Here is a 23,492-nt window from a genome sequence, read left to right on the forward strand (position 1 = left end):
AAAATGATGAATATTGAAATTCGTGAATTCTTATTGGAGGACCTAGAATCCTTTTGGGGGGTTGCATACAGTAATCCTGATGCAGAATGGACGAAATGGAATGGACCATATTTTAAAGGTAAGCTTCCTAAGAAAAATGAATTCATAAAGAAAATCGGGCCGGCAGACTTTGTAAACAATGAATTTAAGAATGTTATCATTGTTGATGAACAGATTGTAGGAATGGTATCTGCATATTATGAGGATGGAAAGCTTGAAAGATGGCTAGATGTAGGCATTGTAATCTATTCAACAGAAAAGTGGCAAAAAGGTATTGGAAAAGTGGCACTTAAACTCTGGATCAATCATGTTTTTTCAATAGTTTCACTGCCACATATAGGTTTGACTACTTGGTCAGGCAATTTAAGAATGATTGGACTGGCTGAGAGCCTTAACTTAGAGAAAGAGGCACAGATTAGGAAGGTTCGTTTTTGGCAAGGAAAATATTGGGATTCTGTAAAATATGGTGTTTTACGAGCAAATTGGTAAAAAAACTGATGAATGAAGCAAAATATAGTGATAATTTTAATGAGTTTTGGGATATATATAATGCACAACTTAAGAAAATAGGAGTTAAAAAAAGAAGAGATACTTTAACTAAAGGAGAATTTCATTTAGTTGTTGGCGTTTTTATCTTTGATGATAACAACTGTGTATTATTGCAAAAAAGGACATTGAGCAAGCTAAATAATCCAGGAAAATGGCAAGAATCAGCAGGGGGTTCTGTTCTAAGTGGCGAGAGTATCTATATGGCTGCTAGTCGTGAGGTTTGTGAGGAATTAGGAATAAATTTAAGAATAGAAGATGACAATTTTTTCTTTAAAGAAATACGAGAAAGTTGGATAACTTTTTGGTTTGTAGTAACCATGCAACTTGATATTAATAAATTAATTATTCAAAAAACAGAAGTTGATAAAGTGGAATTTTTTGAAATTACTAAGGCGATTGAATTGTTAAAAAACAAAGGAATTGACAATACTTGGGAAAGATTGAAATTAATTTCGCAGATGGATAATTAGTAGATAAGCAGTTAATTAGTATCTTTCGGAGTAAAGTCTCCGTAACTTGCTTTCATATTGTATAATTAACTGGTACAAAATGAAATAATAGAGGAGAGATAATATTGAAAATAGTTTTAGCAAGTGACCACGCTGGTGTTGCATTAAAAAAAGAAATTAGTGAACTTTTGATTTCAATGGGACATGAGGTTAATGATTTAGGACCATTCAGCAGTGATGCGGTAGACTTGTCTGATTACGTATATCCAGCAGCTCTGGAAGTTGCAAAGAAGAATGCAGATCGTGGCATTTTTATAGACGGGGTTGGATATGGTAGTGCACTGATTGCTAACCGTGTTCTCGGAATTGATGCTGTTGTGTGTCAGGATCCGTTTTGTGCGAAATTAGCAAGACAGCATACCGATAGTAATGTTTTATGCTTAGGTGGTAAAATTATTGGCTCGGCTATTGCTTTAGATATTGTTAATGTGTGGATGACGACAGACTTCTTGGCACAGGAAAAATATATTCGCCGAGTAAACAAGGTTAAAGAAATTTCAAAAAGGCATCTGCGCTCATTAGATGAAATCTAAGTAATAAAAAAGGATAATTGAATCGACTCCTAAAAGTTAGACCAAAATTCTAATCTTTAGAGGTCGGTTTTTTTAAATCGTGTATTATGAAATATATTTATTCGTAATAAATAAAAGGGCTGGGGTACAAGTGAACTTTTTTTGTGGTGCTTCACTTTATACCGAACACCAGCAAAAAATTAGTCTTAGCATTATTTAAAAAGGAGTAAAAAAATGACAATTGATGAGCATCAGGACTGGTTAGTCGATTTCTATAAGGGTCGAGACTGGTATCGTTTTTCACCAATGAACCGTTTGGTTTTTCTTAGTGAAGAAATTGGTGAATTATCTAGAGCTGTTAGAACAATTGAACTCAATGGCAGGGATCATCCAGGTGATAAGATTTTGACGAATGACGAGCGACTGGACAATTTAAAGGAAGAACTTGCTGATTGCTTTGATCAGTTACTAATAATTAGCTCGCAGTATGGAATTAGGTATTCAGCTCTCAGTGATTATAGTAAAAATAAACTGAAAAAAAGATTTGAAACAAATAATCGTAGCGTATGAAGATTTTCGAAATATGATAGATTTAGTAGTCGCAGTTATTGAGAAGTTAAATGTGAAGATAATTTCTGAATTTTAAGCTTAGTGTAAGAGATTTGTAGATTAGTAAGCCATATTATAACAATGTAGCTGAAAAATAAATTAACTTAAGATAAAACATAAATTTTGTGTTATACTCTGAAATTAGAAAGTTATTAAATTTTAATGAAACAAACTTATTTGGACAATTATCATGGAGAGGCTTGTTTGATGAACGTTTTAATTTGTAGAAGTGCTTCAGGTAGTTAGATGCATAATTTTGAATGAAAAGGGATGTTTTTATGGTAAATGAGTATCCACAAGTAATGACAATTGCTGGTTCAGATAGCGATGGCAGTGCAGGCATGCAAGCGGATTTGCATACTTTTTTTACAAGAGAAGTATATGGAATATCTGTGATGACAGCATGTGTTGCAGGAAATTCGTACGGAATTCACGCAAGTATCGCGCTGCCTTTAGATTTTATTGATCAAGAATTTGCAGATATTAGTGCAGATTTCAAGGTTAAAGCAACGAAGACAGGGATGTTGGCTGATTCTAACTTGATTAAAAATGTTGTCGCAAATTATAAGAAATACGCTTTTGGACCACTAGTTGTTGATCCAGTCATCATGACGAAGCATGGTGATATGTTACTTGAAGAGAGTGCATTTGAAACTCTAAGAGAATTGATGATTCCTCTTGCAACTGTGATTACACCGAACTTTTATGAGTCAGAGAAATTAGCTGATATGAAAATCAAGAACGATGATGATTTAGTAACTGCTGCTCATAAGTTACAACAAATGGGTGCAAAAAATGTTGTTGCTAAAGGATATCATCAAGATGAAAGTCAAACAGAAGTCCGTGATTTTATCTTATTAGAATCTGGCAAAAGTTTTTGGCTGAGTGCTCCATATCATAATACAACACATATTAATGGGACAGGTGATTCATTATCTGCATGTATTGCTGCAGAGATAGCCAAGGGAACAGAGATTGAAAAGGCGATTCGAATTGCCAAAGATTATGTAAACACGGCAATTGGGAATGAAATTGCTGTTGGACATAAGTTTGGTCCAATTAACCATTGGGCGCCAAAAGTAAAATGAAATAAAAATAAGACTTTTCACTATTAAAAATAGATGGGAAAGTCTTATTTTTTGTTTCTATAATATTTAGTAGTGATGAAACTGGATAGTGCGTAAACAATAATTAGTGAACGTTAAATTAATTTGCTAAATAATAAAAAGCTTTTCAGTTGATATAGTCAATTTTTACGTCAGTCTCTGAATTTTTCAAGGACAATGATAGAGCACACAAAAATAGAAAGAGAAATTCAATTTGTTATTGATTATCCTTATTAGAATATAATGGCATACTTTGTGAAATATGTTACAATTTAGAAAACGCATACATTGGAGGGAAAGTTTAATGTATAAAGTAGTTTTAACTTTACCAACCAGCTCAGGTAAAGAAAAGATAGAAAAATTTATTTCAAATTTCAAAATCTTTTTTCTTGGCGATATGCAGAAGATAAGAGGTTTAGAGTTAAAAAAAGAAAGTTGGGATTTTTTCCGTTTATCAAATTAATATTTTTCCGAATGTTTCAGCATCGCGTGTATAAAGAAGGGCAAAAAGTGTTGTTAAAATCTGAAGAAATGGAATGGAATAATAATGCCAAAAATTAAAAAAAAAAATTAATTCATTTTTTTATAAAAATAGATTCTGAAATTTGTGATCAGAATTGGTACCCAGGAAACAGTGCAATCAAACAAATCTTAGGTATGATATTAACGCAAAATACCAATTTTGATAACGTTGAGAAAGTAATTAGAAATTTTCCAGAAAATTTAAAAATAAATGATATATTAGATATGCCATCGGAGATTCTTGAGGAAAAAATCAAAGAAGCAGGCTTTTACAAGCAAAAAGGCAAGTGCATAAAAGAACTCTTTCTTTTTATTAAGGAAAATAGCGGAATTAGTAATCTTGAAAATGTAAAAAAATTGAGAGAAAAGATAATTAGGATTAATGGTATAGGAAACGAAACTGCAGATGTATTTTTGTTATATATTGTGAACGAAAAAAAATTCGTTTCAGATGCCTATGCAAGAAGGCTCTTCTCTAGAGTTTTTGATATGTCAGTTCAAAAATATGAAGATTTAAATGCAATAGCTAAATACTATGAAACAAATTTGACGGTTAAGAAACTTCAAGAGTTTCATGCAAAAATAGATGTATTTTATATTAAATTCTGTACAAAAACTCCTAAATGTAATCATTGTGTTTTTAGAAAAGAGTGTAAGTATGTTAAAAAAAGTAATGAACTGTGATACTATCAGGACTGCTAAAGCAATGTTAGGAATGAAATTGATACTTTCTGGAGAGAATCTGGGTAAAATTGTTGAAACTGAGGCTTATTTAGGGACAGGTGATAGTGCTTGTCATAGTAGCAATGGTAGAAGAAGTCCTAAAAATGAATCTATGTATCTTTCGGCGGGGCATTGGTATGTTTATCAAATCTATGGGTACCAAATGCTAAATCTTGTTACAAGGCCTAAAAATATTGCAGAAGCAGTGCTTATTAGAGCACTTGAAAGTCCATCAGGGGATGTAGTCTCTAATGGGCCAGGAAAGTTGACACGCTTTTGCGGGATTTCGCAAAATCTTGACGGAAAATTGATTGAAGAATCAGACCTGAAAATAATTCATGGAAAAATTCCGAAGAAAATTTGTCAACGCGCACGAATTGGTGTGACTTGTGAAGATGAATGGAGGAATAAGCCATTATGTTTTTATGTAAAGGGAAATAAACATGTTTCAAAAGTTGCTAAAAGGGAACTGATCGAAGATAGTGATACATGGAAGTAAATTAAAAGTATTTGAACTATAGTTTGAAATTTTTTTAAGAATAGAAGCTTATAAAAAGTCGGCATCTTTTTATTAATTGTAGGACCCTACTAATCATTAACTCACATATTTTGTGTGTAGAATTAAATCAACTAGGTTTTGCAAATTATCAGCAATTGATGAATATGCGAGCATTCTAAAAGCAGCAATATTCTTAGTAATTTCCTGTAAATATATTTCATCAGCTTTACCTACTTTTAAATTAGCTAAATTTACAAGTACATTCGCTACTAAGAGATAATATATTTTTTTATTGTCGTATGCTTTTTTTTGAGCATTTTTTGCGTATATTAATGCAAGCTGGTATTCTTCTTTTCGCAATGCTAACTCAGCTAGATTACTAAAAAAGAGAATCACTTTATCAATATAATTTGTGAAATTTAATTTTTTTGCTTTTTCTTCAAATTGTCCTGCTAATATCTTTGCTACCTCAAAATCAGCCAGAAAGATCGAATTAGCTAGTGTTCGAATTTCAAATTCATGCCAATTCTTGCAGGATAATAAGTAGTTGAAGATAGGTTGATAATTCTCAGCAGTTATATGATTACTTTGGGTTAGTTCAACTAACCCCAACATATTTAATCGTTTAATTTTTAGGCGAATGCTTTTCTTTGCAACATCTGCTGTGAAAGTCTGCTCTAAATAATTTGCTAATTCTACTATTTTTTGTTCAGTTGAAAGCCTATTAGCTGTTTCTATATAGATTCTGTCTTCGAGTGAGTAATTAGTACCAAGTTCTGTTTGAAACTCCATAAGAGAGATATCAAGATTCTGTAGCAACCCCAACATTTTTTCGTATGAAGGGAAATACTTACCATTTTCAAGCTCTGAAAGATGAGAACGTGACATTACACCAATTGATACATTTTTTTGCGTCAGATTTTTGTCAGTTCTGATTTTTTTAATAAGCGGACCAATGTTATTCATGTTAATAGACCTCGTTTGTCGGAATAAGTAACAAAAAGATTTCCTTTGTTCATTGTATATTAAACTGTAGTGGAAGCAAAATTTAATAATAATAAGGAGTGAAATCGATGAGTCTATTAGTTTTAGGTGGAGCTGGATATATTAGTTCACCATATGCTGAAACTGAGTGCTTGTTCTGGAGAAAAACTTGACATCAAAGGAGGTAAAACTGAATGTATCAAGGACTTAAACTAAGGATATATCCTAATTTAGAACAACAAAAACAAATAGTTGAGAACTTTGGAGCGACTAGATTTGTTTGGAATCAGATGTTGGAGATGCAAAGCAAGCGTTATAAAAATAATAAAGATTCTAAGTTCTTAAATGGTTTTGCAATGAACTTCTTAGTAAAACAATTAAAAACGGAATATTCATGGTTAAAACAAGCTGAGAGCACCTCATTACAAGACACTTGTGAAACACTAGCTGTAGCTTTCCAAAGATTTTTTAAAAAACTTGGGGGATATCCTAAATTTAAGTCGCGAAAGTTCCCAAAGCAAAGTTTTAAGTCTAAATGTATAAATAATAATGTTAGATTGATTGATAATCATTATTTGAAGCTGCCTAAATTAGGTATTATGAAGTACAGAGGAAAGTTCACGGATGACAAAATCAAGTCAACGACTATCCAGTTAAGTCCAACAGGCAAGTTCTATTGCGTTCTACTAATTGAGTGTGAAAGCCAAACACAATTTAGTAAGACAAGTCAAGCTGTCGGTTTGGATATGGGGATAGCCGATTTAATAAGCACATCAGATGCTGTTAAATATCCGACAATTAGGTTTGATCAGATTCTTGCTAAAAAGAAACACTATTGGGAAAAACGACTAGCTAGACGTAGAGAACAAGCTAAGAAAGAAATAGCTTGGGATAAACACAACAAAGTCGTTGAACCTAGAGAGCTAGCTGACTTTAAGAACTATACCAAGGCTAAACAGATGGTCGCTAAATATAGTGAAAAGATAGCTAACCAGAGGAAAGACTATCTTCATAAGCTTACCGTCAAGTTAGTTAAAGACTATGACACTCTAGTGATTGAAGACTTAAAATCTAATAATATGATTAAAAATCACAAACTAGCTAGAGCAATCGCTAATCAATCTTGGAGAATGCTTAGATTAATGCTGGAATATAAGTGCAAATGGTATGGCAAAGCCCTTAGTGTGGTTAATCCATACAAGACTAGTCAACTCTGCTTTAATTGTGGATATGATGCTGGTAAACACGAACTAGATGTAAGAACATGGACTTGTCCTCAATGCCATACACAGTTAGATAGAGATGTAAATGCAAGTAAAAATATATTAAAACTTGGTTTGGGCTAAACCTTAGTAAATAGAGTAAACCGCTGTCGAATACTGAAATGTATGAGATAAGTTATGCTTGTTCCTAGAAGCTCGGTACTTTAGTGCCGATGTAAGTCACTACATGATGTATTTGAGAAATATGAAATTGAAGCAGTTTTTCATTTTTGCGCGTACATGCAGATTCCAGAATCTATAGTAAAACCAAATGACTATTTTGATAATAATGTCTATGGTTTAATTGCATTGATTAATGTAATGAAGGACTTCAAGATAAATAAATTAATCTTTTCTTCTTCAGCGGCTGTCTATGGCATTCCTGAAAATAGCCCAATTAGTGAGGATACTAGCAAGAATCCTATTAATCCATATGGCTTGACCAAGTTAATGATGGAACAAATAATGAAATGGGATGGCGAAGCTTATGGAATTAAGTGGCTTGCATTTCGCTATTTTAATGTTGCTGGTGCGCAGATTGATTGTAGTATTGGGGAAGACCATCGTCCCGAATCGCATCTAATTCCAATTGTACTTGAAGCAGCAGCTGGTAAACGAGAGTGTGTAGAGATGTGCGGTAATGATTATGCAACGAGAGATAGATACAATATTCGTGATTATGTGCATGTTGTTGACCTAGTAGATGCACATTATCTGGGATTAAAGTATTTACGCAATGGCGGTAAAAGTGATGTCTTTAATATTGGATCGAAACATGGATACTCTGTTAAAGAAATTGTGTATGCTGTGAAGGAACAGACGGGAATTGACTTTAAGATTATAGATGCACCAAGACGAGGTGGAGACCCTGATGAACTTGTAGCAAATAGTGAGAAAATCAGGCAGGTTTTAGGCTGGGAGCCACATTATAGCGATATTAACACAATGATTCAATCTGCATGGAATTGGACAAAGAATCATCCTAATGGATTTGAAAATTAAAATATTGTGCTGTATATTATCGCTCGTAATAAGGTGACTGATGACTACATTTGGAATTTGGTGTGGTAGTTATCAGGATATCTAGAGCTGCAGATGGGGAATTTAGTCGAAATTACGGAGAGAAAAGGGTAGTGTGCCATTTTATTTTTCTTATAAAAACTTGCTTTTTCCAATTTTGAGCGTGAGAATTGTATTGTGTTGTTAATCACGATATTGTTTGGAGGAATGAAAATGGCAGTTGAGAGAACATTGATTCTTGTAAAGCCTGATGGAGTTTCTGCAGGTCACGTAGGTGAGATTATCACAAGGATTGAACAAAAGGGTTATGAGATTGAGTCATTGAAAGTAACAATGGCAACTGATGAGAAGCTCAGGAAACATTATTCAGATAAAGTTGATAAACCTTATTTTGGAGACATAGAATCTTACATGAAGGAAGGACCCATTGTTGCAATTATTGCAAGGGGAATCAATATTATTGATGCGTTTCATAATATGGCTGGAAAGACTAATCCAACTTTAGCTGCTTCGGGGACGATTCGTGGTGATTTTGGCTGCGAATGGGAAGATGGCAATTTGAGAAATGTAGTGCACAGTTCCGATGGAGTTGAAACTGCAGAAAATGAAATTAAAATTTGGTTTCCAAATAAATAACAAAAAATTCTTTTGAACACTACTGAAAGGTATTTAAAAAAACTGTCATGAAACAATAATTTTGTGACAGTTTTTTTGTGCAAAAGGATATAAATTATTAAAAAAAATAGAATAGTCTAAAAATAGATTAACTTTCTTTCAAAAGCAAAAACTATGGAGAAAAAATGCTAATATTAGCACGTGGAAATTTGTTGAGAGGGGTCACTGTTTTTGCTGAAACAACTAAAAAATAATTATACTTGGTTCTATTTACAATCATTTTTTATTATATTATCGATTCTAAGTGTCTATATTTTTTCTCATCGTGGCATTATTTATAATGCTGATGACCTGAAATTTCATGTAGATCGGATAAATGGCTTATATCAGGCAATTAGAAATAATAATTCGATTTTTATGATGCCAAGCTTTAAGACATTCAAGAACGTTGGCGATATGGTACAGTCCTTTTATCCAATGATTACACTATTACCATTTGCAATACTTCGATTTATCTTTGCAAATCCAGTACTTGTACTATACATTGGGCTAACATTTTATACTTATCTTGGGTTCTTAATTGCTTATCAAATGATGTTAAAATTTAGTGGTAACCTGATTCAAAGTGCTAGTTTTGCAATTATTTATAACATGTCAATTTATCATTTAACAGATTTATTTATTCGTTTTGATATTGGAGAGTGGCTCGCATTAATGTTTTTTCCACTTGCAATTTATGGATTTTATAACATCTTTTTTGAAGACGGAAAAAATTACTATTGGGCAGTAGTTGGACTTAGTATGGTTACATATTCACATATTTTATCAGCTGTATTTTTATTGGTGACTGTTATATTAATGTTCATAATTGCAATAATGAAACAACAGGTGAATAAGGAAACGGTTGTTATCAGTTTGAAAGTCATTGTGTTGTTTGTCATGCAGGTTCTTTTTATTGTGTATCCATTAGTAGTACTGACACTTAAAAATCGGATACATTTTCCAACAAAGTATAACTTGATGGTCAGTCCTGGCGGAGAGTTATCAAGTTTGGGTACGTTTATAACAAATAGTGCAAATAACCACCTTAATAGGAGTCTTGGAGTTATATTCTTAGTTATTTTTGTTTGGGGAATTTTTAAATGGAAGAAAATGCCAAAGGTTTACAAATATTCATTCTCAATCATGAATATTACGGCAATCTTAACAACCTCTTTATTTCCCTGGTACCTACTACAACAAACCTCTATTGCGGTAATTCAGTTTCCTTGGAGATTATTGGGAATCAGCGGTTTCTTTATGGCAGTAGTTGGAGCATGGTTGGTAAAAGATGTTGTTGAGGAGTATGCAAAATCAAAAAGATTTAGCAAAATTTATGTCATTGGGATTTTAACGTTATTGACGCTGCCAAGTCTGAGTGCTGAGTTTTATACTTTCTACCAAAAGAGTCAAAAGGATGAATTAATCACGACAGCGTATCAGCAAGAAAGCAGTAAAAACTATTCAATCACAAGTAAAGCTTTTGCAAAATATTTTGGTGAACTCAGAAATTCTTCTAGTAATACTGATTATTACACTGAAAAAGCATTTACACATAAAGAATCTATTCAGAAAAGAGTGATTTTATTTGAGGATGGTACACAAAATAATCTAGTGCAGACTGAATTTAAAAATAATGAGTTGTCTTTCTCTTTAAATAGTGAAAAAAAACAATTGGTAGATATTCCAATTATATTTTATGACGGGGTTAAATACACGCTGACCATCAATAACAGCAAAGAAAAAATTACTAGCTCAAAAAGAGGCACGATGCAGTTTGTCTTAAAAAAAGGTCATAATAAGATTGTGCTAAAAAAGGAAAATAATGGGACTGAGAGTTTACTCGTACTGTTGACATTAGTGGCGTGGATTGTTTTGGGGTTCAGAATAGTTACAGGCTTTAAATTGGTAAAAAGGGGCAGAATGAAATGAAAAAAACGGATACTGTTTTAATAGCAGTTATTTTAATATTTTTAGGGATATTTGTCTACTGGGGCTTCAAAACAAGCAATGTAGCAAAGAAGAAGCAGATTAGAGACACTACCAGAATACACACAAGACATAAGGAAAGTAAAAGACAGCAATTACAAGCGGTTTTTAAAAATGATAAAGTTTGGGGAACCTTGGTTTATCAGAATGGAGAATCTCATAAAATTAAGAGTGTCTCAGCAGGGTATGCAAATTATGATAAGAAAATCAAGAACTCAAGTTCAACAAAGTATATGTTAGCTTCATTGCAAAAAAGTTACACAGCAACAATGATACAAATATTGATTGATAATGGAAAGCTATCAATGAATACCAAGCTTAATCAATTTTATCCAGGTGTTAGATATTCAAACAAAATAACAATTCGAAACTTATTAGATCATACATCAGGTATTCAGATGGGAGAACCCGCACCTAAAGTTAGCTTAACAAGTGATTCTAGCGCTGTTGCATGGACGCTTAGCCATTTAAAATCGACCGGCAAAATGTATTGGAGCTACACAAATGCAAATTATATTTTGTTAGCAGGGATAATTACGAAGGTCACTAACAAACCCTACATAAGTGTATTAAACCAGTATATTTTAAAACCATTAAAATTGAAAAATACTGCTGAATTAGATACTAATATAATTAATTCTTCTGCAAAAACTTATATTTTTGGAAATAATATAATATTGCATCCAGTATCTTATAGTCTAACTTCAAGTGAATTAGGATGCGGCAATCTGTATACAACACCGTTGGACTATTTTAAATTTGTGTCTGCGCTTGAGAATGGTAAGCTAATACCAATTAATGCATTAAATGAGCTCTCGCGAAATCATGAAACTGCTTATTCAGCAGGCTTTTATTATTTTCCAGAAGGTCAACGTGCAGATGGAATAGATAATGGCTACTATAATTTTTATTATGATGACAAAAGTAAACATGCTAATATGATTTTGATGTTAAATAAGGGTGTGTCTGATACCCAAGGTAGGGCGATGATTCAACAGCTAGAAAATATTTTAGTTGCCTAAACGGTTATAGATGAGCTATCTAATTAGGCGCTTACTTTATATTTTTGTCATCCTCCACAAGATATATACAAGCATTATGATACCATTCAGAATTAGAACCCAGGCGCCTTGCTGAATATGGACAAAGATTAGTGTGAACATTACTGTTCCGAATGGCATAACAGAAGTATTGATTGTCATAATTGAAGACATAACACGGCCCAATAAGGCAGTAGGAACACTTTGCTGCAAAAATACTTGTGTAGTGACGTTCAATATGATAAGTGAAAATCCAAGAATAGCCATTAGTATTGTCCCTAGTATTGTTATGGTTAAATAATTTTTTAAACATGTGAGAACAATTCCTAAGCAAATAAAAGACACAATAGTTGGTATTAAAGAGCCAAAGAGCTTTGTCTTTAGTGAAAGTTTATCTGGAATCGTTCCAATTAGTAAACTGCCTAGAAGCATTCCGAGCGAGTTTCCACTTTCAAGAAAACTAATAGGACCGTTTCCGAAGTGAAGATCATTTGATATTATATAAGGCATTCCAATCGTTAGTGAAGTAAATAAAAAGTTTATGAAGACACCAATTGTGATTATTTCCGTAATTAGTCGTTGTTTATGGATATATTCTAGTCCACTTGCAAACTTTTTTATCTGGGAAGCTAGTCTGGATTTTCCTTTATGCGTAATGTCTTCTTGTATTTTTTTTGAAGAATAATGAAAATACATGCTCGTTACAATTGCAAAAGAAATTAATGAAGCAACGATTTCAAGAAAAATCATCCATTTAAAACCTAGTAGAGTGTAAAGGGTCATTCCAAGCGGAGGAGCAATGATTGCGGATAGGGAACTAGCGGCTTGTGTGAAAGAACTAAGCTTTTGAATATGGTTTTGATTCACAACTTCATGAACTGCTGCAGAATAAGTAGTTGAATTGAAACTACTACAAATAGTATTGATAGTAACAAAAATGGCAATCGGAATAAAAAGATAATCGTTTTTGAAGAAACCAATTGTTACATATAATGTAAATAGTGCAAGAAGTCGAATAAGCAGAGATAGAATTATTATTTTCTTATGTGGCACTGTGTCCACGATATTACCGATAGGGATGACAAACAATAGATTAACTAAAGGCATAATAATCATTTCTAATCCAAAGCTAAGCGGTGAATGTGTAATATTTAATAGCATTAAACCTAGAGAAAATGAAAACATATTTCCTGTCAAAGAACTGATTAAGTTACTTGTAATATCTTTGATAATTTGAATATTTGACTCTTTATCTGTGATAAAAATAGTATTTGTTTTTTTCATCTACAACCCCCTCACAATTTAATTTTATTTTTCGATAAAATTTATTTTAACGATAAATAAAATGTAACTGTTTGATTTAATTTTGTCAATCCCTTATTATTAGTTTGAGGTGATTAGATGGTTGCAAGTATCGTGTCACAGTTGGGAAAAGTCTTAGCTGATGATAAAAATATTAAAATTATAAAAGCTGCAAATGTAAAAGATGGGATAAATATCAAGGAAGTTTCCAAGAAAATTGGAGTTCCGATAAGCCAGTTGTATTATCCTGTAAAAAAATTGATCGAATTAGATTTGATTGAAATCGTCAGGAGTGAACAAGTTAAGAATTTACAAGAATACTATTATTCAAGTTACAATTTGAACGAGCATAGGGGGAGCGGTATTTCAGGCCCTGATGGAAATGAATTTGATGGTGTCAGTATGTCAGCTGATTGGGTAGCAAGTCACAGAGATGAGTTTGTAAAGTTGTTTTTGTATAGGATGCAAATATTTTTGGATTCAGCACTTTCTGAGATGGACAAGTATCAGGAGGATCCAACTTATTTTGAAAAAATTAGAACAGGTGGACTTTTTAGTACAATAAAATTATCACATAAAGCACAAAAAAAATTATTCGCTAATATCTACAAATTAATGGAAAAGGCAGAAGAAGAAGATCAGGGGACAGAGAAGGAAGAGTTTAATTTTATGGTACAAAAATGGTAATGTGATGTACTCCAAATTAGATCGATGAGTGTTTGTTTTTTTGAAACAAAGCGATAGATGAGTAAATAGAGAGGTTGGTCGAAATTTAACTTTTGGCCTAATCTCTCTATTTATTCCGTATAAACGTGTTCCATAAGTCAAAATTCTCCGTCTAACACGAAATTACTCATAGCAAAGTACCTGCTATGAGCAATTTCGCGTTAGTTAGTATTTAAATTTTCCTGACTTATGTTACAACTCCCCTTGGTGCAGCTATATTAATAATTAAACTTACAGTGTTTCTTCAATATATTTATCTTGAAGAAGTTTCGTTATTGGACCACGCTTACCATCTTTAACAGGGTTTCCATCAATTTCAACAATGGGCATTACTTCATGGACGGAATTAGATGCAAAACACTCTTCAACTTGACTAAGCATTGTGACAGGGACAGCATCTTCGATAACTTCTAATCCAAGAGATTTTGCAATTTCTAATAGTTTGATTTTTGTGATACCAGGTAATACTAAGTTACCATCTTCATGAGTATGTAGCTTTCCATCAATAACAAACCAAAGATTAGATGCTGATGCTTCTGTAAAGTATCCATCACGAACAAGCAATGCATCGTCATAGCCTTTTTCAACTGCCTCATTCAAAGAAAGGACATTGCCAAGTAAACTCAATGACTTAATATTACAATGAAGCCAGCGCTGATCCTGTACTAAACACGCCGTATGTCCTTTTTCTTGAGCTGTTACATCACGTTCAATTGTAATAACATTGGCCGTTAAGACAGCTTCAACAGTACCAGGGAGTGGCAGATGATGGTCTCTAGGCGCTTTAACGCCACGAGAGACTTGGAGATAAACCTCACCTTCTACGATTGATTCGACAGCAATTAGTTTTTCAAGGTTAGCTTTTAACTCAGAGCGAGTGAAAGGCAATTCTAAACGAATTTCTTTTGTACAGCGATCAAGTCTATCAAAATGCTCATCAAACATATACATCTTCGATTTATAGACACGCATTGCTTCATATAGTCCATCCCCATATTGATAGGCGCGGTCTTCAATATCGATTTTTACTGTGTCACGTTCTACTATTTGGTCTTTCCAAAGTACATGCATAAGTAAATCCCTCCTGTGTTGGTTAGCAGTATTATACTCTATTATGAGAGAAAATTCATTAAAACGTTGAATGAAAATGGTTGTTAGATAACTAGCATAATGTTTATTTAAGAAAAGAAGATAAACTTATCTCTTTGGGCAGTTTGTTTTCAATAATTCATCAAAGGAAGTTCACAAAGTTGCTTTAGAATTATCTCAATGAATGAAATAACTAAGGTAGTAAGGCAATTAAAGGAGATAGTTAGGATGAACAAAAATGAAAAAATTGTTTCCGCACAAATAGTGGGAATTAAAAGAGAAGAAATTATTTGCAGGACAGAAAATAATAAATTAATAAATGTAGACGTGAGAACAAGTGATGAGATATTTATGGAGGTAATGGTAGATTTGCTAATAAGCGGGCTGTGGATACCAGTAAATAGACAATTAAAAAAATTTCTTGATTATGATTGGTTAGATAATAGGTCAATATTGGCTAATTATTAAGTTAATATATCAATGCTTTTTTATAGTATGAGTAAGTATATTCTTATAAGAACTAAGTAATAGATTTGAATATGAAGCAAATTATACATTTTTTGTTTCTAATTTAATCGATATTACTTAGTTTTCTTTTTGTATAAAATAGTAATGTAGTAGTTTTGGTTTTTAAAGAAAAGGATACAACAATTCAAACTAATTAAAATTAAGATTAAATTTACAAAAGCAAAATAGTTAGTTTGACATTTTAGCATGAAGTTAAAACGAATAGGTCTAGGATTAACAATCCTTGCTTGTGGGGTTGCACTTGCGGCATGTGGTGGTAAAAGTAGTTCATCGAGTAGTAGCAAGGCAAATACGAGTACGTATAATTATGTTTATACAACTGATCCAACTACACTTGATTACACTGTTTCTTCACGTGCAACAAATAGTGATATTTTCCAAAACTTTGTTGATGGGTTGCTTACTAGAAACAGATATGGTGAGTTGAAACCCGATTTGGCAACATCATACAAAGTAAGTAACGATGGTAAAACGTATACTTATAGCATTAGAAAGGGTGTTAAATGGGTAGACAGTGAAGGCAATACATATGGAACTGTTACCGCTCAGGATTTTATTACTGGTTTGAAACATGCTGTTGCTGCTAAATCAGAAACATTATATGTTGTTCAAGACTCGATTGTTGGTTTGGATGACTATGTAAATGGTAAAACAAAAGACTTTTCAAAAGTTGGTGTCAAAGCAATTGGTAAGTATAAGCTTCAATATAATTTGACACAGGCTGAATCTTATTGGAATTCAAAGTTAACTTATGGGGTTATGTTCCCAGTTAATGCTAAGTTTTTAAAGGAATCAGGCAAGAACTTCGGTAAGATGAAGGCTGATAGTATTCTATATAATGGTGGCTACATCTTGAAGAATTTTACTTCAAAATCAGTTATTCAGATGACAGCCAACAGTTCTTATTGGGATAAAAGGGATATTCACATTAAGAATGTTAAGTTGACTTACAATGATTTATCAAATCCTGATAGTTTATACAAAGCATTTAAGAGCGGAACAAATAGTGCAGCACGAGTATATCCTAACTCTGCTGGTTACAAAGAAGTTGAGAAAAACAATAAAAATAATATTGTTTGGTCATTACCAGGCTCAACAACTTATAATTTTACATTTAACTTGAATCGTAAGAATTATGATGCAACGTCAAAAACAACTTCAAAAGAAAAGTCTGATACTAAGAAGGCAATTCTTAATAAGAACTTCAGGTTGGCTGTTCAGTTTGCTTTCAATAAAGCGGACTACAACGCGCAAAATGTTGGAAAAGCTGGAGCTAAAAAATCTTTACGTAACCAATTAATTCCACCAACCTTTGTTTCGGTAGATGGTAAAAATTATAATGTTGCAGTAGAGAAAGAATTGACGGCTATTTCAAGTCCGTTGTCAAAAATCAGTTTAGCTGATGGACAAGATAGCACATACAGTCCAACAAAGGCTAAAGCATTAATAGCTACAGCTAAAGAAGAACTTGAAGCTGAAGGTGTCTCTCTTCCAATTAAACTTGATATTCCTGAAGATGAAAAGGATCAGACGGGGATTAACCAAGCTAAATCATTTAAGAAGTCAATTGAAAGTGTACTTGGCAAAGACAATGTTCAAGTTGATATCCAGTTAATTTCTCAAGATAAGTACTTGGCGGGAACATATGAAGCTACCACAGGTGCACAAGCTGATTATGATATTAGCAATGCTTCTGGTTGGGGCCCAGATTATGAAGATCCTTCAACATACTTGGATATTTACAATCCCGAATCTGGATCAATGTTATCAACGATTGGTTTGACAATTGGTGATACAGAATCTGCAGTTGTAGCTAAGGCAGTTGGCCTTGATAAATATGCCACATTAGTTGACACAGCTGAAGCAGAGACTAGTGATGTTAATAAGCGTAATGCATTATTTGCAAAGGCTGAGGCGGCATTGTTAGATAGTGGAATCCAAATACCTGTGTATTCCGATGGTGGTACTCCGTCTGTAACTAAAATTGTTCCATTTACTGGAGGTTACGCTCCTTCTGGATTAGGTGGCGTAAATTCATATAAGTATATGAAACTTCAATCAAAACCAGTTACAACTGCTCAATACAACAAGGCTAAAGCAGCTTGGAACAAGGAAAGAGCTAAGATTGCAAAAGCAAATGCTGATGACTAAGAGAATATTCAAAAGGTGATTGTATGATTGCTGCTTTTATTTCAATTTAATAATGATAGAAGTGGAGCGATAATATATTGCGCCACTTCTATTATTTATATGACTATTTATGAAAAAATGATAATAAAATAAATACATTTTTATAATATTAGCTGTAAAGGAGGATTCTTCGATTGAAAAAATATCTTTTTTTTCGGATACTAAGGTCATTTTTAAGTATTTTTTTAGTGACTACTATCACTTATATAATAATCTATTCACTCATTCCAAAACGTGATGTGTTTAGCCAGGATCCTTTGATTCAAAAATTAGCTTCAAGACCAGATAAACTATTAGATTACAAGAATACTGCATATCATAAAATGAACTACCTTGATTATTATGATACACAGACACTTGTTAAAAAGGTTCAAAAAGTTGTGCCCAATGTAGATGTTTCTGGAAGTCATGGCAAGAAGAATCTCAGTATACTAAGTAAGTGGGCAAAAAAGACTGGGTTTAAGATTAAATCTTATCCAAGCAGTAAGCGATACTATGCAATCCGAAATCTACCATTGTGGGAGAGATTGGGACGTTTTTATGGTAATCTTGTAAAAATAGATACACCTTGGAGTGTCAAAGATAAGAATAATCCAAATTTAAAACGGTATTTAAAAATTGAAAATGATAAGTGGGTCGGATGGGCCTTAGTTGGTTCAGGAACTAAATATCGTTATCAAATCTATTTTAATAATTTGTTTCCATTTATTCATCAAAACATTATTCATTTTGACTTAGGAACTTCATATCCAACATTTAGCGGGACGTCTGTCTTGGATGTAATATCAGGTAGGCAAGGCGCAACTGTTTCTGAGAAATATAACTTGGGAAATGGTGTTACTATTAATTCAGCTGATAATGTTTACACGAGACAATATCAATCAAAAACTCATAGAAATGCATTTGATTATGATCGGTATAAGGATTCCTATACGAATCTAGATCAGAATTATCAGGATCCATCAATGATTGGAACTTCGTTTAGAGCGGGTATTTTTGCTCTAATAATTTCATACGCAATCTCAATTCCAATGGCATTCTTTATGGCACGATTTAAAGGAAAGTTGTTTGATAAAGTTGGAACAGGAATTGTTACCTTATTAATAGCAATTCCAAGTTTGGCATTTATTTATGCTTTCCGTTATATTGGCGCACAACTTTTCGGATTACCTGACTCATTTCCAACTCAAGGTGCTGGTAGCTTTGGTTCATGGGTAATGCCAACTGTAATATTAGGATTGCTTTCAGTATCAGGTTTGGTAATTTGGTTTAGACGATATATGATTGACCAACAACAATCAGACTATGTTAAGTTTGCACGCAGCAAAGGATTAACAGACAATGAGATTTACCGTAAACATATTTTTAAGAATGCATCTATTCCTATTGTACAGAATATACCTGGGATGATTATTGGGTTAATTGAGGGGGCAACAATTACTGAAAACATATTTGCTATGCCTGGAATGGGCAGAATGTTGCCTGATGCGATTTTAGCGCATAACAATTCTATTGTTATTGGTTTAGTATTCATCTTTACGACGATTGGAGTATTATCGGTTCTTCTAGGGGATATTTTGATGGTAATTGTTGATCCTAGAATCAAGCTTTCCGCGAAGGGAGACGAGTAATATCACAGTACAAGAAGAATTAAAACAAGCAGAAGTTTATGAAGTGAATACAGTAGTATCAGTTGATAATATCACTGAAAATGATTTTGCCGTCGTCTCTCTGGATAATAAAGAAAATGAAAAAATAGATACACCAAAGTATTCGTACTGGGGATCTGTGGCAAAAAAGTTTTTATTTAGCAAGATTACGATTTTTATGCTAGCATTGATGACATTTATTTTATTGATGTCCTTCATTCAGCCTCTTTTTAGTGGATATAGTTTGTCTAGTGTTGGTTAATATCAATGATTTCAAAGCTCGCTACAATTGGCCAAGTTTAAAGTACTGGTTTGGTACTGATGCAGATGGTAATTCATTGTTTGATGCAATTTGGGCTGGTGCACGTACATCAATTTCAATTGGTGTCATTGCTTCATTAATTACGGAAGTTATAGGTGTAATTATCGGATCAATTTGGGGTGTCTCAAAGAAAATTGATCGTATTATGCTTGAAATATATAATGTTATCGCAAATGTGCCATCGCTCTTAATTATTATTGTTTTATCCTACTCTTTTGGTAATGGATTTTGGAATTTGATTTTTGCGATGACCTGTACCTCTTGGATTGGGACTGCGTATTTTATGCGTGTACAGGTAATGATTATGCGTGAACGTGAATATAATGTGGCTTCAAAAACATTGGGAACACCGATGAATCGAATTATTTTTAGGAACATTTTACCGTATTTGACATCAGTCATAGTGACGGATGTATCCATGGCACTCCCGTCATTTATTTCATATGAAGTATTTTTATCATTTTTGGGTGTAGGATTAAGTCAAAATGTTCCATCACTTGGACGATTAATCTCACAATACTCACCATATATGACAACTTATCCTTACTTATTCTGGCTACCAGTACTGGTGCTTGCGCTGATAACGATTTCGTTATATATAATCGGGCAACGTTTGGCTGATGCATCAGATCCGAGAACACATATGTAAGAATTACGTTATATTAATGGAGGTGTAAAACTATGATGAATGATGAAAACATTCTTGAAGTACGGAATTTAAATGTCAGTTTTCAAGTTCGCGGCAGTGAAATTGAAGCAATTCATGATATTTCTTTAAATTTGAAAAAACATGAAACACTTGCGATAGTAGGTGAATCTGGTTCTGGAAAATCGGTTTTAACAAAAGCTTTTACTGGAATGCTCGAACAAAATGGTCGTATTTCTCAGGGAACTATTGATTATAAAGAAACTCGACTAAGTGATTTGAAAGTAAATAAGCAATGGGATAAAATTCGGGGAAAAGAAATCGCTACTATTTTTCAAGATCCAATGACTTCGCTAGACCCGATTCATACAATTGGTTCACAAATTTCGGAAGTTGTTGTAAAGCATCAAAAGAAAAGTAAGAAAGAAGCAAAACAAATAGCAATTGATTTGATGGAAAAAACCGGTATTCCAAATGCTGAGAAGCGTTATAATGAATATCCTTTTGAATATTCAGGTGGGATGAGACAAAGGATAGTTATAGCAATTGCGTTGGCCTGCCGTCCAGAAGTGTTGATTTGTGATGAACCAACGACTGCTTTAGATGTTACAATTCAAGCTCAGATACTTGATCTAATCAAAGAACTTCAAGCAGAATATAAATTTACAATTATTTTTATTACACATGATTTAGGAGTAGTTGCATCAATTGCAGATCGAATTGCAGTGATGTATTCTGGAAAAATTATTGAAATTGGTACCTGTGAAGAGATATTCTATGACTCACGCCATCCATATACATGGAGTTTGCTATCCTCACTGCCACAATTAGCACGAAAGGGTGAAGAACTAAAATCAATTCCAGGGACACCACCTTCTTTATATAAGAAAATAATAGGAGATGCTTTTGCACCTAGAAATCAGTTTGCTATGTCTGTTGACTTTAAAGCAGAACCACCTATGTTTAAAGTTACAGAAACTCATTATGCTAAAACTTGGTTATTAGACAAGAGAGCTCCAAAAATTGAAAGGCCTGAACTAATTCAAAATCTTCATCAACATATGCTTGAAATGACAGCTGAAGATTAATAAATAGAGGAGATTGGGGAAAATGGACAATAGCAATAGAGAAACTCTTCTTTCTATTAGGGATTTAGAGATTACATTTGGAACTGGTAATTCAAAATTTGTAGCAGTTCAAGACGTTAACTTTGATATTTTCAAAGGAGAAATCTTTTCACTTGTTGGTGAATCGGGTTCAGGTAAAACTACAATTGGACGGGCTGTTTTAGGGATTAATCCAACGAGTAATGGTCAAATTATTTTTGAGGGTAAACAAATTAATAGTAAGATTTCAGGAAAAGAAAAATTTGACATCGAACGAAAAATTCAAATGATTTTCCAAGATCCCTCTGCTTCTCTGAATGAACGTGCAACAGTTGACTATATAATTTCTGAAGGATTATATAATTACAAATTATTTAAGAATGAAGAAGATAGATTAAATAAAGTTAAAAAAATGCTTGAAGCAGTAGGCTTGCTTCCAGAGCAACTATACCGATACCCACATGAATTTTCAGGTGGTCAAAGACAGCGGATTGGAATAGCACGAGCACTGATTATGAATCCTGATTTAGTAGTTGCCGATGAACCGATTTCTGCGTTAGATATGTCAATTCGAGCACAGGTATTGAACTTACTGAAGAAGTTTCAGCGGGAACAAGGGGTAACTTTCTTGTTTGTAGCACATGATCTATCTGTTGTACGCTATATTTCTGATAGAATAGCAGTCATTAGAGCAGGGAGAATATTGGAATTGGCAGAGACCGAAGAATTATTTAATAATCCAATTCATCCTTATACCAAGTCTTTATTATCAGCTATCCCGATTCCAGATCCACAAATTGCTAAGAATCGGGGAAATATTGTGTATGATCCAAGTATCCATAACTATTCAACTGAGAAGCCTAAGTTCGAAGAAATAAAACCTGGACATTTTGTATATTGTAATGAGACTGAGGCTAAAGAGTACAAGATTAATTTTAAATAAGTAGAATTTATTGTTATAAAATGAGAAGGGGTCAGATCAAAATTTAATTTTTGTATCAGACTCTTTTTACTATTTGGAAAGTAGTGAAGATAATGCACGATAAATTATTTAAAACAGATCTAGGAGATTATAAAATAAGTGTACGCGCAGGTAAAACGATAATAGTTTTTTTGAATGGTGCAAGCGGGTTTGATACATTTGATAGTTTTGCACCTATAATTACTAAGTTACCTAAAAGTATTGGGATTCTAGCAATTGATTATCTAAATTCGGGAATGAGTTCTTTAACTAAGAAGACTTATCGGCTTGAAGAAGATATTACTAATTTGGTGGAAATTATTAAAAAGCAAAATGCACAAAAAGTTATCATCGTTGCACATAGCATGGGGGGAATACTTGCTCTGCCAATTGCGGATAGAATTAATAATTTTTCAGGCTTTATTGGACTTGAACCTACAACAAGGGAAATAATTTTTAATCCTTCTAAAGAAAAAATTTATATTGCGCAAAAAAATAAATTTGAGATCATGACTGAAGAGCAACGAATAATCAAAATGCAAAATCAAACAAAAAAGAATTTTTCAAAAGAACAAGATAAGTTATTATGGCAACATTATTATCAGAATGATCAGAGACATTCAGAAGTTAAAGATGCTCAAAAACAAAAAGAGTTAATTCAGTCAGTTGTTAATTATGATAACATCAGATTTCACAGGGCAGCACCGAGTGTTATTTTTACACAAAAATATAGAAAAGCAGAGTATGAACGTTCAGAATATATAACAGATAGGACTAAGATTATTTGTCTTGGTAATAATCATTATTTCTTCTGGGATTTCCCAGAAGAAATTGCTAAGGAAATTATCAGATTAAGCTAAAGCTAATTAAAACTTACGAGTCGCTGTTCTTCCTTTATTATTTGTATTAAGTTAGTAGTATAATTGAAAGCATAAATGTATAAAGGAAGTGCAACC

At 33.0% G+C, this 23,492-nt stretch carries 22 protein-coding genes and 2 pseudogenes; 21 read left to right on the top strand and 3 right to left on the bottom strand.

The window, feature by feature from the left end; translation table 11 throughout:
• Window positions 1-6: 6 nt before the first annotated feature.
• The 8 genes from FFX44_RS05215 (at window position 7) to FFX44_RS05250 (ending at window position 5,068) form a co-directional block, all read left to right on the top strand.
• On the top strand, window positions 7-528 hold the full coding sequence (locus FFX44_RS05215; protein ID WP_289978572.1) for a GNAT family protein: 522 nt from the start codon (window positions 7-9) through the stop codon (window positions 526-528).
• Window positions 529-536: 8 nt separating this feature from the next.
• Window positions 537-1,058: an NUDIX domain-containing protein gene (locus tag FFX44_RS05220; RefSeq protein WP_289978574.1), complete on the top strand. Its 522-nt coding sequence runs from the start codon at window positions 537-539 to the stop codon at window positions 1,056-1,058.
• A gap of 104 nt (window positions 1,059-1,162) precedes the next feature.
• Window positions 1,163-1,630: an RpiB/LacA/LacB family sugar-phosphate isomerase gene (locus FFX44_RS05225; protein WP_289978578.1), complete on the top strand. Its 468-nt coding sequence runs from the start codon at window positions 1,163-1,165 to the stop codon at window positions 1,628-1,630.
• A 213-nt stretch (window positions 1,631-1,843) separates the two neighbouring features.
• Complete coding sequence (locus tag FFX44_RS05230; RefSeq protein WP_289978580.1) at window positions 1,844-2,179, top strand: MazG-like family protein; 336 nt, start codon at window positions 1,844-1,846, stop codon at window positions 2,177-2,179.
• Window positions 2,180-2,496: 317 nt separating this feature from the next.
• Window positions 2,497-3,306 carry a bifunctional hydroxymethylpyrimidine kinase/phosphomethylpyrimidine kinase gene (thiD, locus tag FFX44_RS05235; RefSeq protein ID WP_289978582.1) on the top strand — a complete coding sequence of 270 codons (810 nt, stop codon included), beginning with the start codon at window positions 2,497-2,499 and terminating at the stop codon, window positions 3,304-3,306.
• 322 nt (window positions 3,307-3,628) lie between these two features.
• The gene (locus FFX44_RS05240; protein ID WP_289978584.1) at window positions 3,629-3,787 is read left to right on the top strand and encodes a hypothetical protein; all 159 of its coding nucleotides are present in this window, start codon (window positions 3,629-3,631) and stop codon (window positions 3,785-3,787) included.
• A gap of 194 nt (window positions 3,788-3,981) precedes the next feature.
• Window positions 3,982-4,530, top strand: a complete 549-nt coding sequence (locus FFX44_RS05245; protein WP_289978588.1) for a hypothetical protein — start codon at window positions 3,982-3,984, stop codon at window positions 4,528-4,530.
• Window positions 4,505-5,068, top strand: a complete 564-nt coding sequence (locus FFX44_RS05250) for a DNA-3-methyladenine glycosylase (protein ID WP_289978592.1) — start codon at window positions 4,505-4,507, stop codon at window positions 5,066-5,068. Before FFX44_RS05245 ends, FFX44_RS05250 begins: the two co-directional genes overlap by 26 nt.
• Window positions 5,069-5,164: 96 nt before the next feature.
• On the opposite strand, the gene FFX44_RS05255 is transcribed toward FFX44_RS05250, so the two are convergent.
• Window positions 5,165-6,034 carry a helix-turn-helix transcriptional regulator gene (locus FFX44_RS05255; RefSeq protein ID WP_289978593.1) on the bottom strand — a complete coding sequence of 290 codons (870 nt, stop codon included), beginning with the start codon at window positions 6,032-6,034 and terminating at the stop codon, window positions 5,165-5,167.
• Window positions 6,035-6,246: 212 nt separating this feature from the next.
• Here FFX44_RS05255 and FFX44_RS05260 point away from each other — a divergent pair, with 212 nt between their 5' ends.
• From FFX44_RS05260 to FFX44_RS05280, 5 genes and pseudogenes are all read left to right on the top strand, one after another.
• Window positions 6,247-7,398: an RNA-guided endonuclease TnpB family protein gene (locus FFX44_RS05260; protein ID WP_289978595.1), complete on the top strand. Its 1,152-nt coding sequence runs from the start codon at window positions 6,247-6,249 to the stop codon at window positions 7,396-7,398.
• Between the two features lie 105 nt (window positions 7,399-7,503).
• Window positions 7,504-8,316, top strand: a pseudogene (gene galE, locus FFX44_RS05265) (UDP-glucose 4-epimerase GalE); the annotation flags it as partial.
• 231 nt (window positions 8,317-8,547) lie between these two features.
• Window positions 8,548-8,970, top strand: a complete 423-nt coding sequence (ndk, locus tag FFX44_RS05270) for a nucleoside-diphosphate kinase (RefSeq protein ID WP_289978597.1) — start codon at window positions 8,548-8,550, stop codon at window positions 8,968-8,970.
• A gap of 210 nt (window positions 8,971-9,180) precedes the next feature.
• Window positions 9,181-10,920 (top strand): hypothetical protein, encoded by a 1,740-nt coding sequence (locus tag FFX44_RS05275; RefSeq protein WP_289978598.1) that lies wholly within the window; start codon window positions 9,181-9,183, stop codon window positions 10,918-10,920.
• Complete coding sequence (locus FFX44_RS05280) at window positions 10,917-11,999, top strand: serine hydrolase domain-containing protein (RefSeq protein ID WP_289978602.1); 1,083 nt, start codon at window positions 10,917-10,919, stop codon at window positions 11,997-11,999. Before FFX44_RS05275 ends, FFX44_RS05280 begins: the two co-directional genes overlap by 4 nt.
• Before the next feature lie 36 nt (window positions 12,000-12,035).
• Here the strand turns inward: FFX44_RS05280 and FFX44_RS05285 are convergent, their stop codons facing one another.
• Window positions 12,036-13,301 carry an MFS transporter gene (locus FFX44_RS05285; protein ID WP_289978604.1) on the bottom strand — a complete coding sequence of 422 codons (1,266 nt, stop codon included), beginning with the start codon at window positions 13,299-13,301 and terminating at the stop codon, window positions 12,036-12,038.
• A 117-nt stretch (window positions 13,302-13,418) separates the two neighbouring features.
• Between FFX44_RS05285 and FFX44_RS05290 the strand changes: the two genes are divergently transcribed.
• On the top strand, window positions 13,419-14,006 hold the full coding sequence (locus FFX44_RS05290; protein ID WP_289978605.1) for a helix-turn-helix domain-containing protein: 588 nt from the start codon (window positions 13,419-13,421) through the stop codon (window positions 14,004-14,006).
• A 270-nt stretch (window positions 14,007-14,276) separates the two neighbouring features.
• On the opposite strand, the gene dat is transcribed toward FFX44_RS05290, so the two are convergent.
• Window positions 14,277-15,116, bottom strand: a complete 840-nt coding sequence (dat, locus tag FFX44_RS05295) for a D-amino-acid transaminase (RefSeq protein ID WP_289978606.1) — start codon at window positions 15,114-15,116, stop codon at window positions 14,277-14,279.
• A 246-nt stretch (window positions 15,117-15,362) separates the two neighbouring features.
• On the opposite strand from dat, the gene FFX44_RS05300 reads away from it, so the two are divergent.
• From FFX44_RS05300 to FFX44_RS05330, 7 genes and pseudogenes are all read left to right on the top strand, one after another.
• Entirely contained in the window at window positions 15,363-15,602 is a 240-nt protein-coding gene (locus tag FFX44_RS05300; protein WP_289978608.1) for a hypothetical protein, read from the top strand.
• Between the two features lie 246 nt (window positions 15,603-15,848).
• Window positions 15,849-17,813, top strand: coding sequence for a peptide ABC transporter substrate-binding protein (locus FFX44_RS05305; protein WP_289978610.1), 1,965 nt, complete (start codon window positions 15,849-15,851; stop codon window positions 17,811-17,813).
• 173 nt (window positions 17,814-17,986) lie between these two features.
• Window positions 17,987-19,483 (top strand): ABC transporter permease, encoded by a 1,497-nt coding sequence (locus tag FFX44_RS05310; RefSeq protein ID WP_289978612.1) that lies wholly within the window; start codon window positions 17,987-17,989, stop codon window positions 19,481-19,483.
• A 43-nt stretch (window positions 19,484-19,526) separates the two neighbouring features.
• A pseudogene (gene oppC, locus FFX44_RS05315) lies at window positions 19,527-20,472 on the top strand (oligopeptide ABC transporter permease OppC).
• A 35-nt stretch (window positions 20,473-20,507) separates the two neighbouring features.
• Entirely contained in the window at window positions 20,508-21,557 is a 1,050-nt protein-coding gene (locus FFX44_RS05320; RefSeq protein WP_057869954.1) for an ABC transporter ATP-binding protein, read from the top strand.
• Window positions 21,558-21,579: 22 nt separating this feature from the next.
• A complete protein-coding gene (locus FFX44_RS05325; RefSeq protein ID WP_289978614.1) occupies window positions 21,580-22,518 on the top strand; it encodes an ATP-binding cassette domain-containing protein in 939 nt (312 codons plus the stop codon).
• A gap of 92 nt (window positions 22,519-22,610) precedes the next feature.
• The gene (locus tag FFX44_RS05330) at window positions 22,611-23,396 is read left to right on the top strand and encodes an alpha/beta hydrolase (protein WP_289978616.1); all 786 of its coding nucleotides are present in this window, start codon (window positions 22,611-22,613) and stop codon (window positions 23,394-23,396) included.
• Window positions 23,397-23,492: the final 96 nt, after the last annotated feature.

This window comes from Lactobacillus sp. UCMA15818, assembly GCF_030400225.1.
GTDB lineage: Bacteria > Bacillota > Bacilli > Lactobacillales > Lactobacillaceae > Liquorilactobacillus.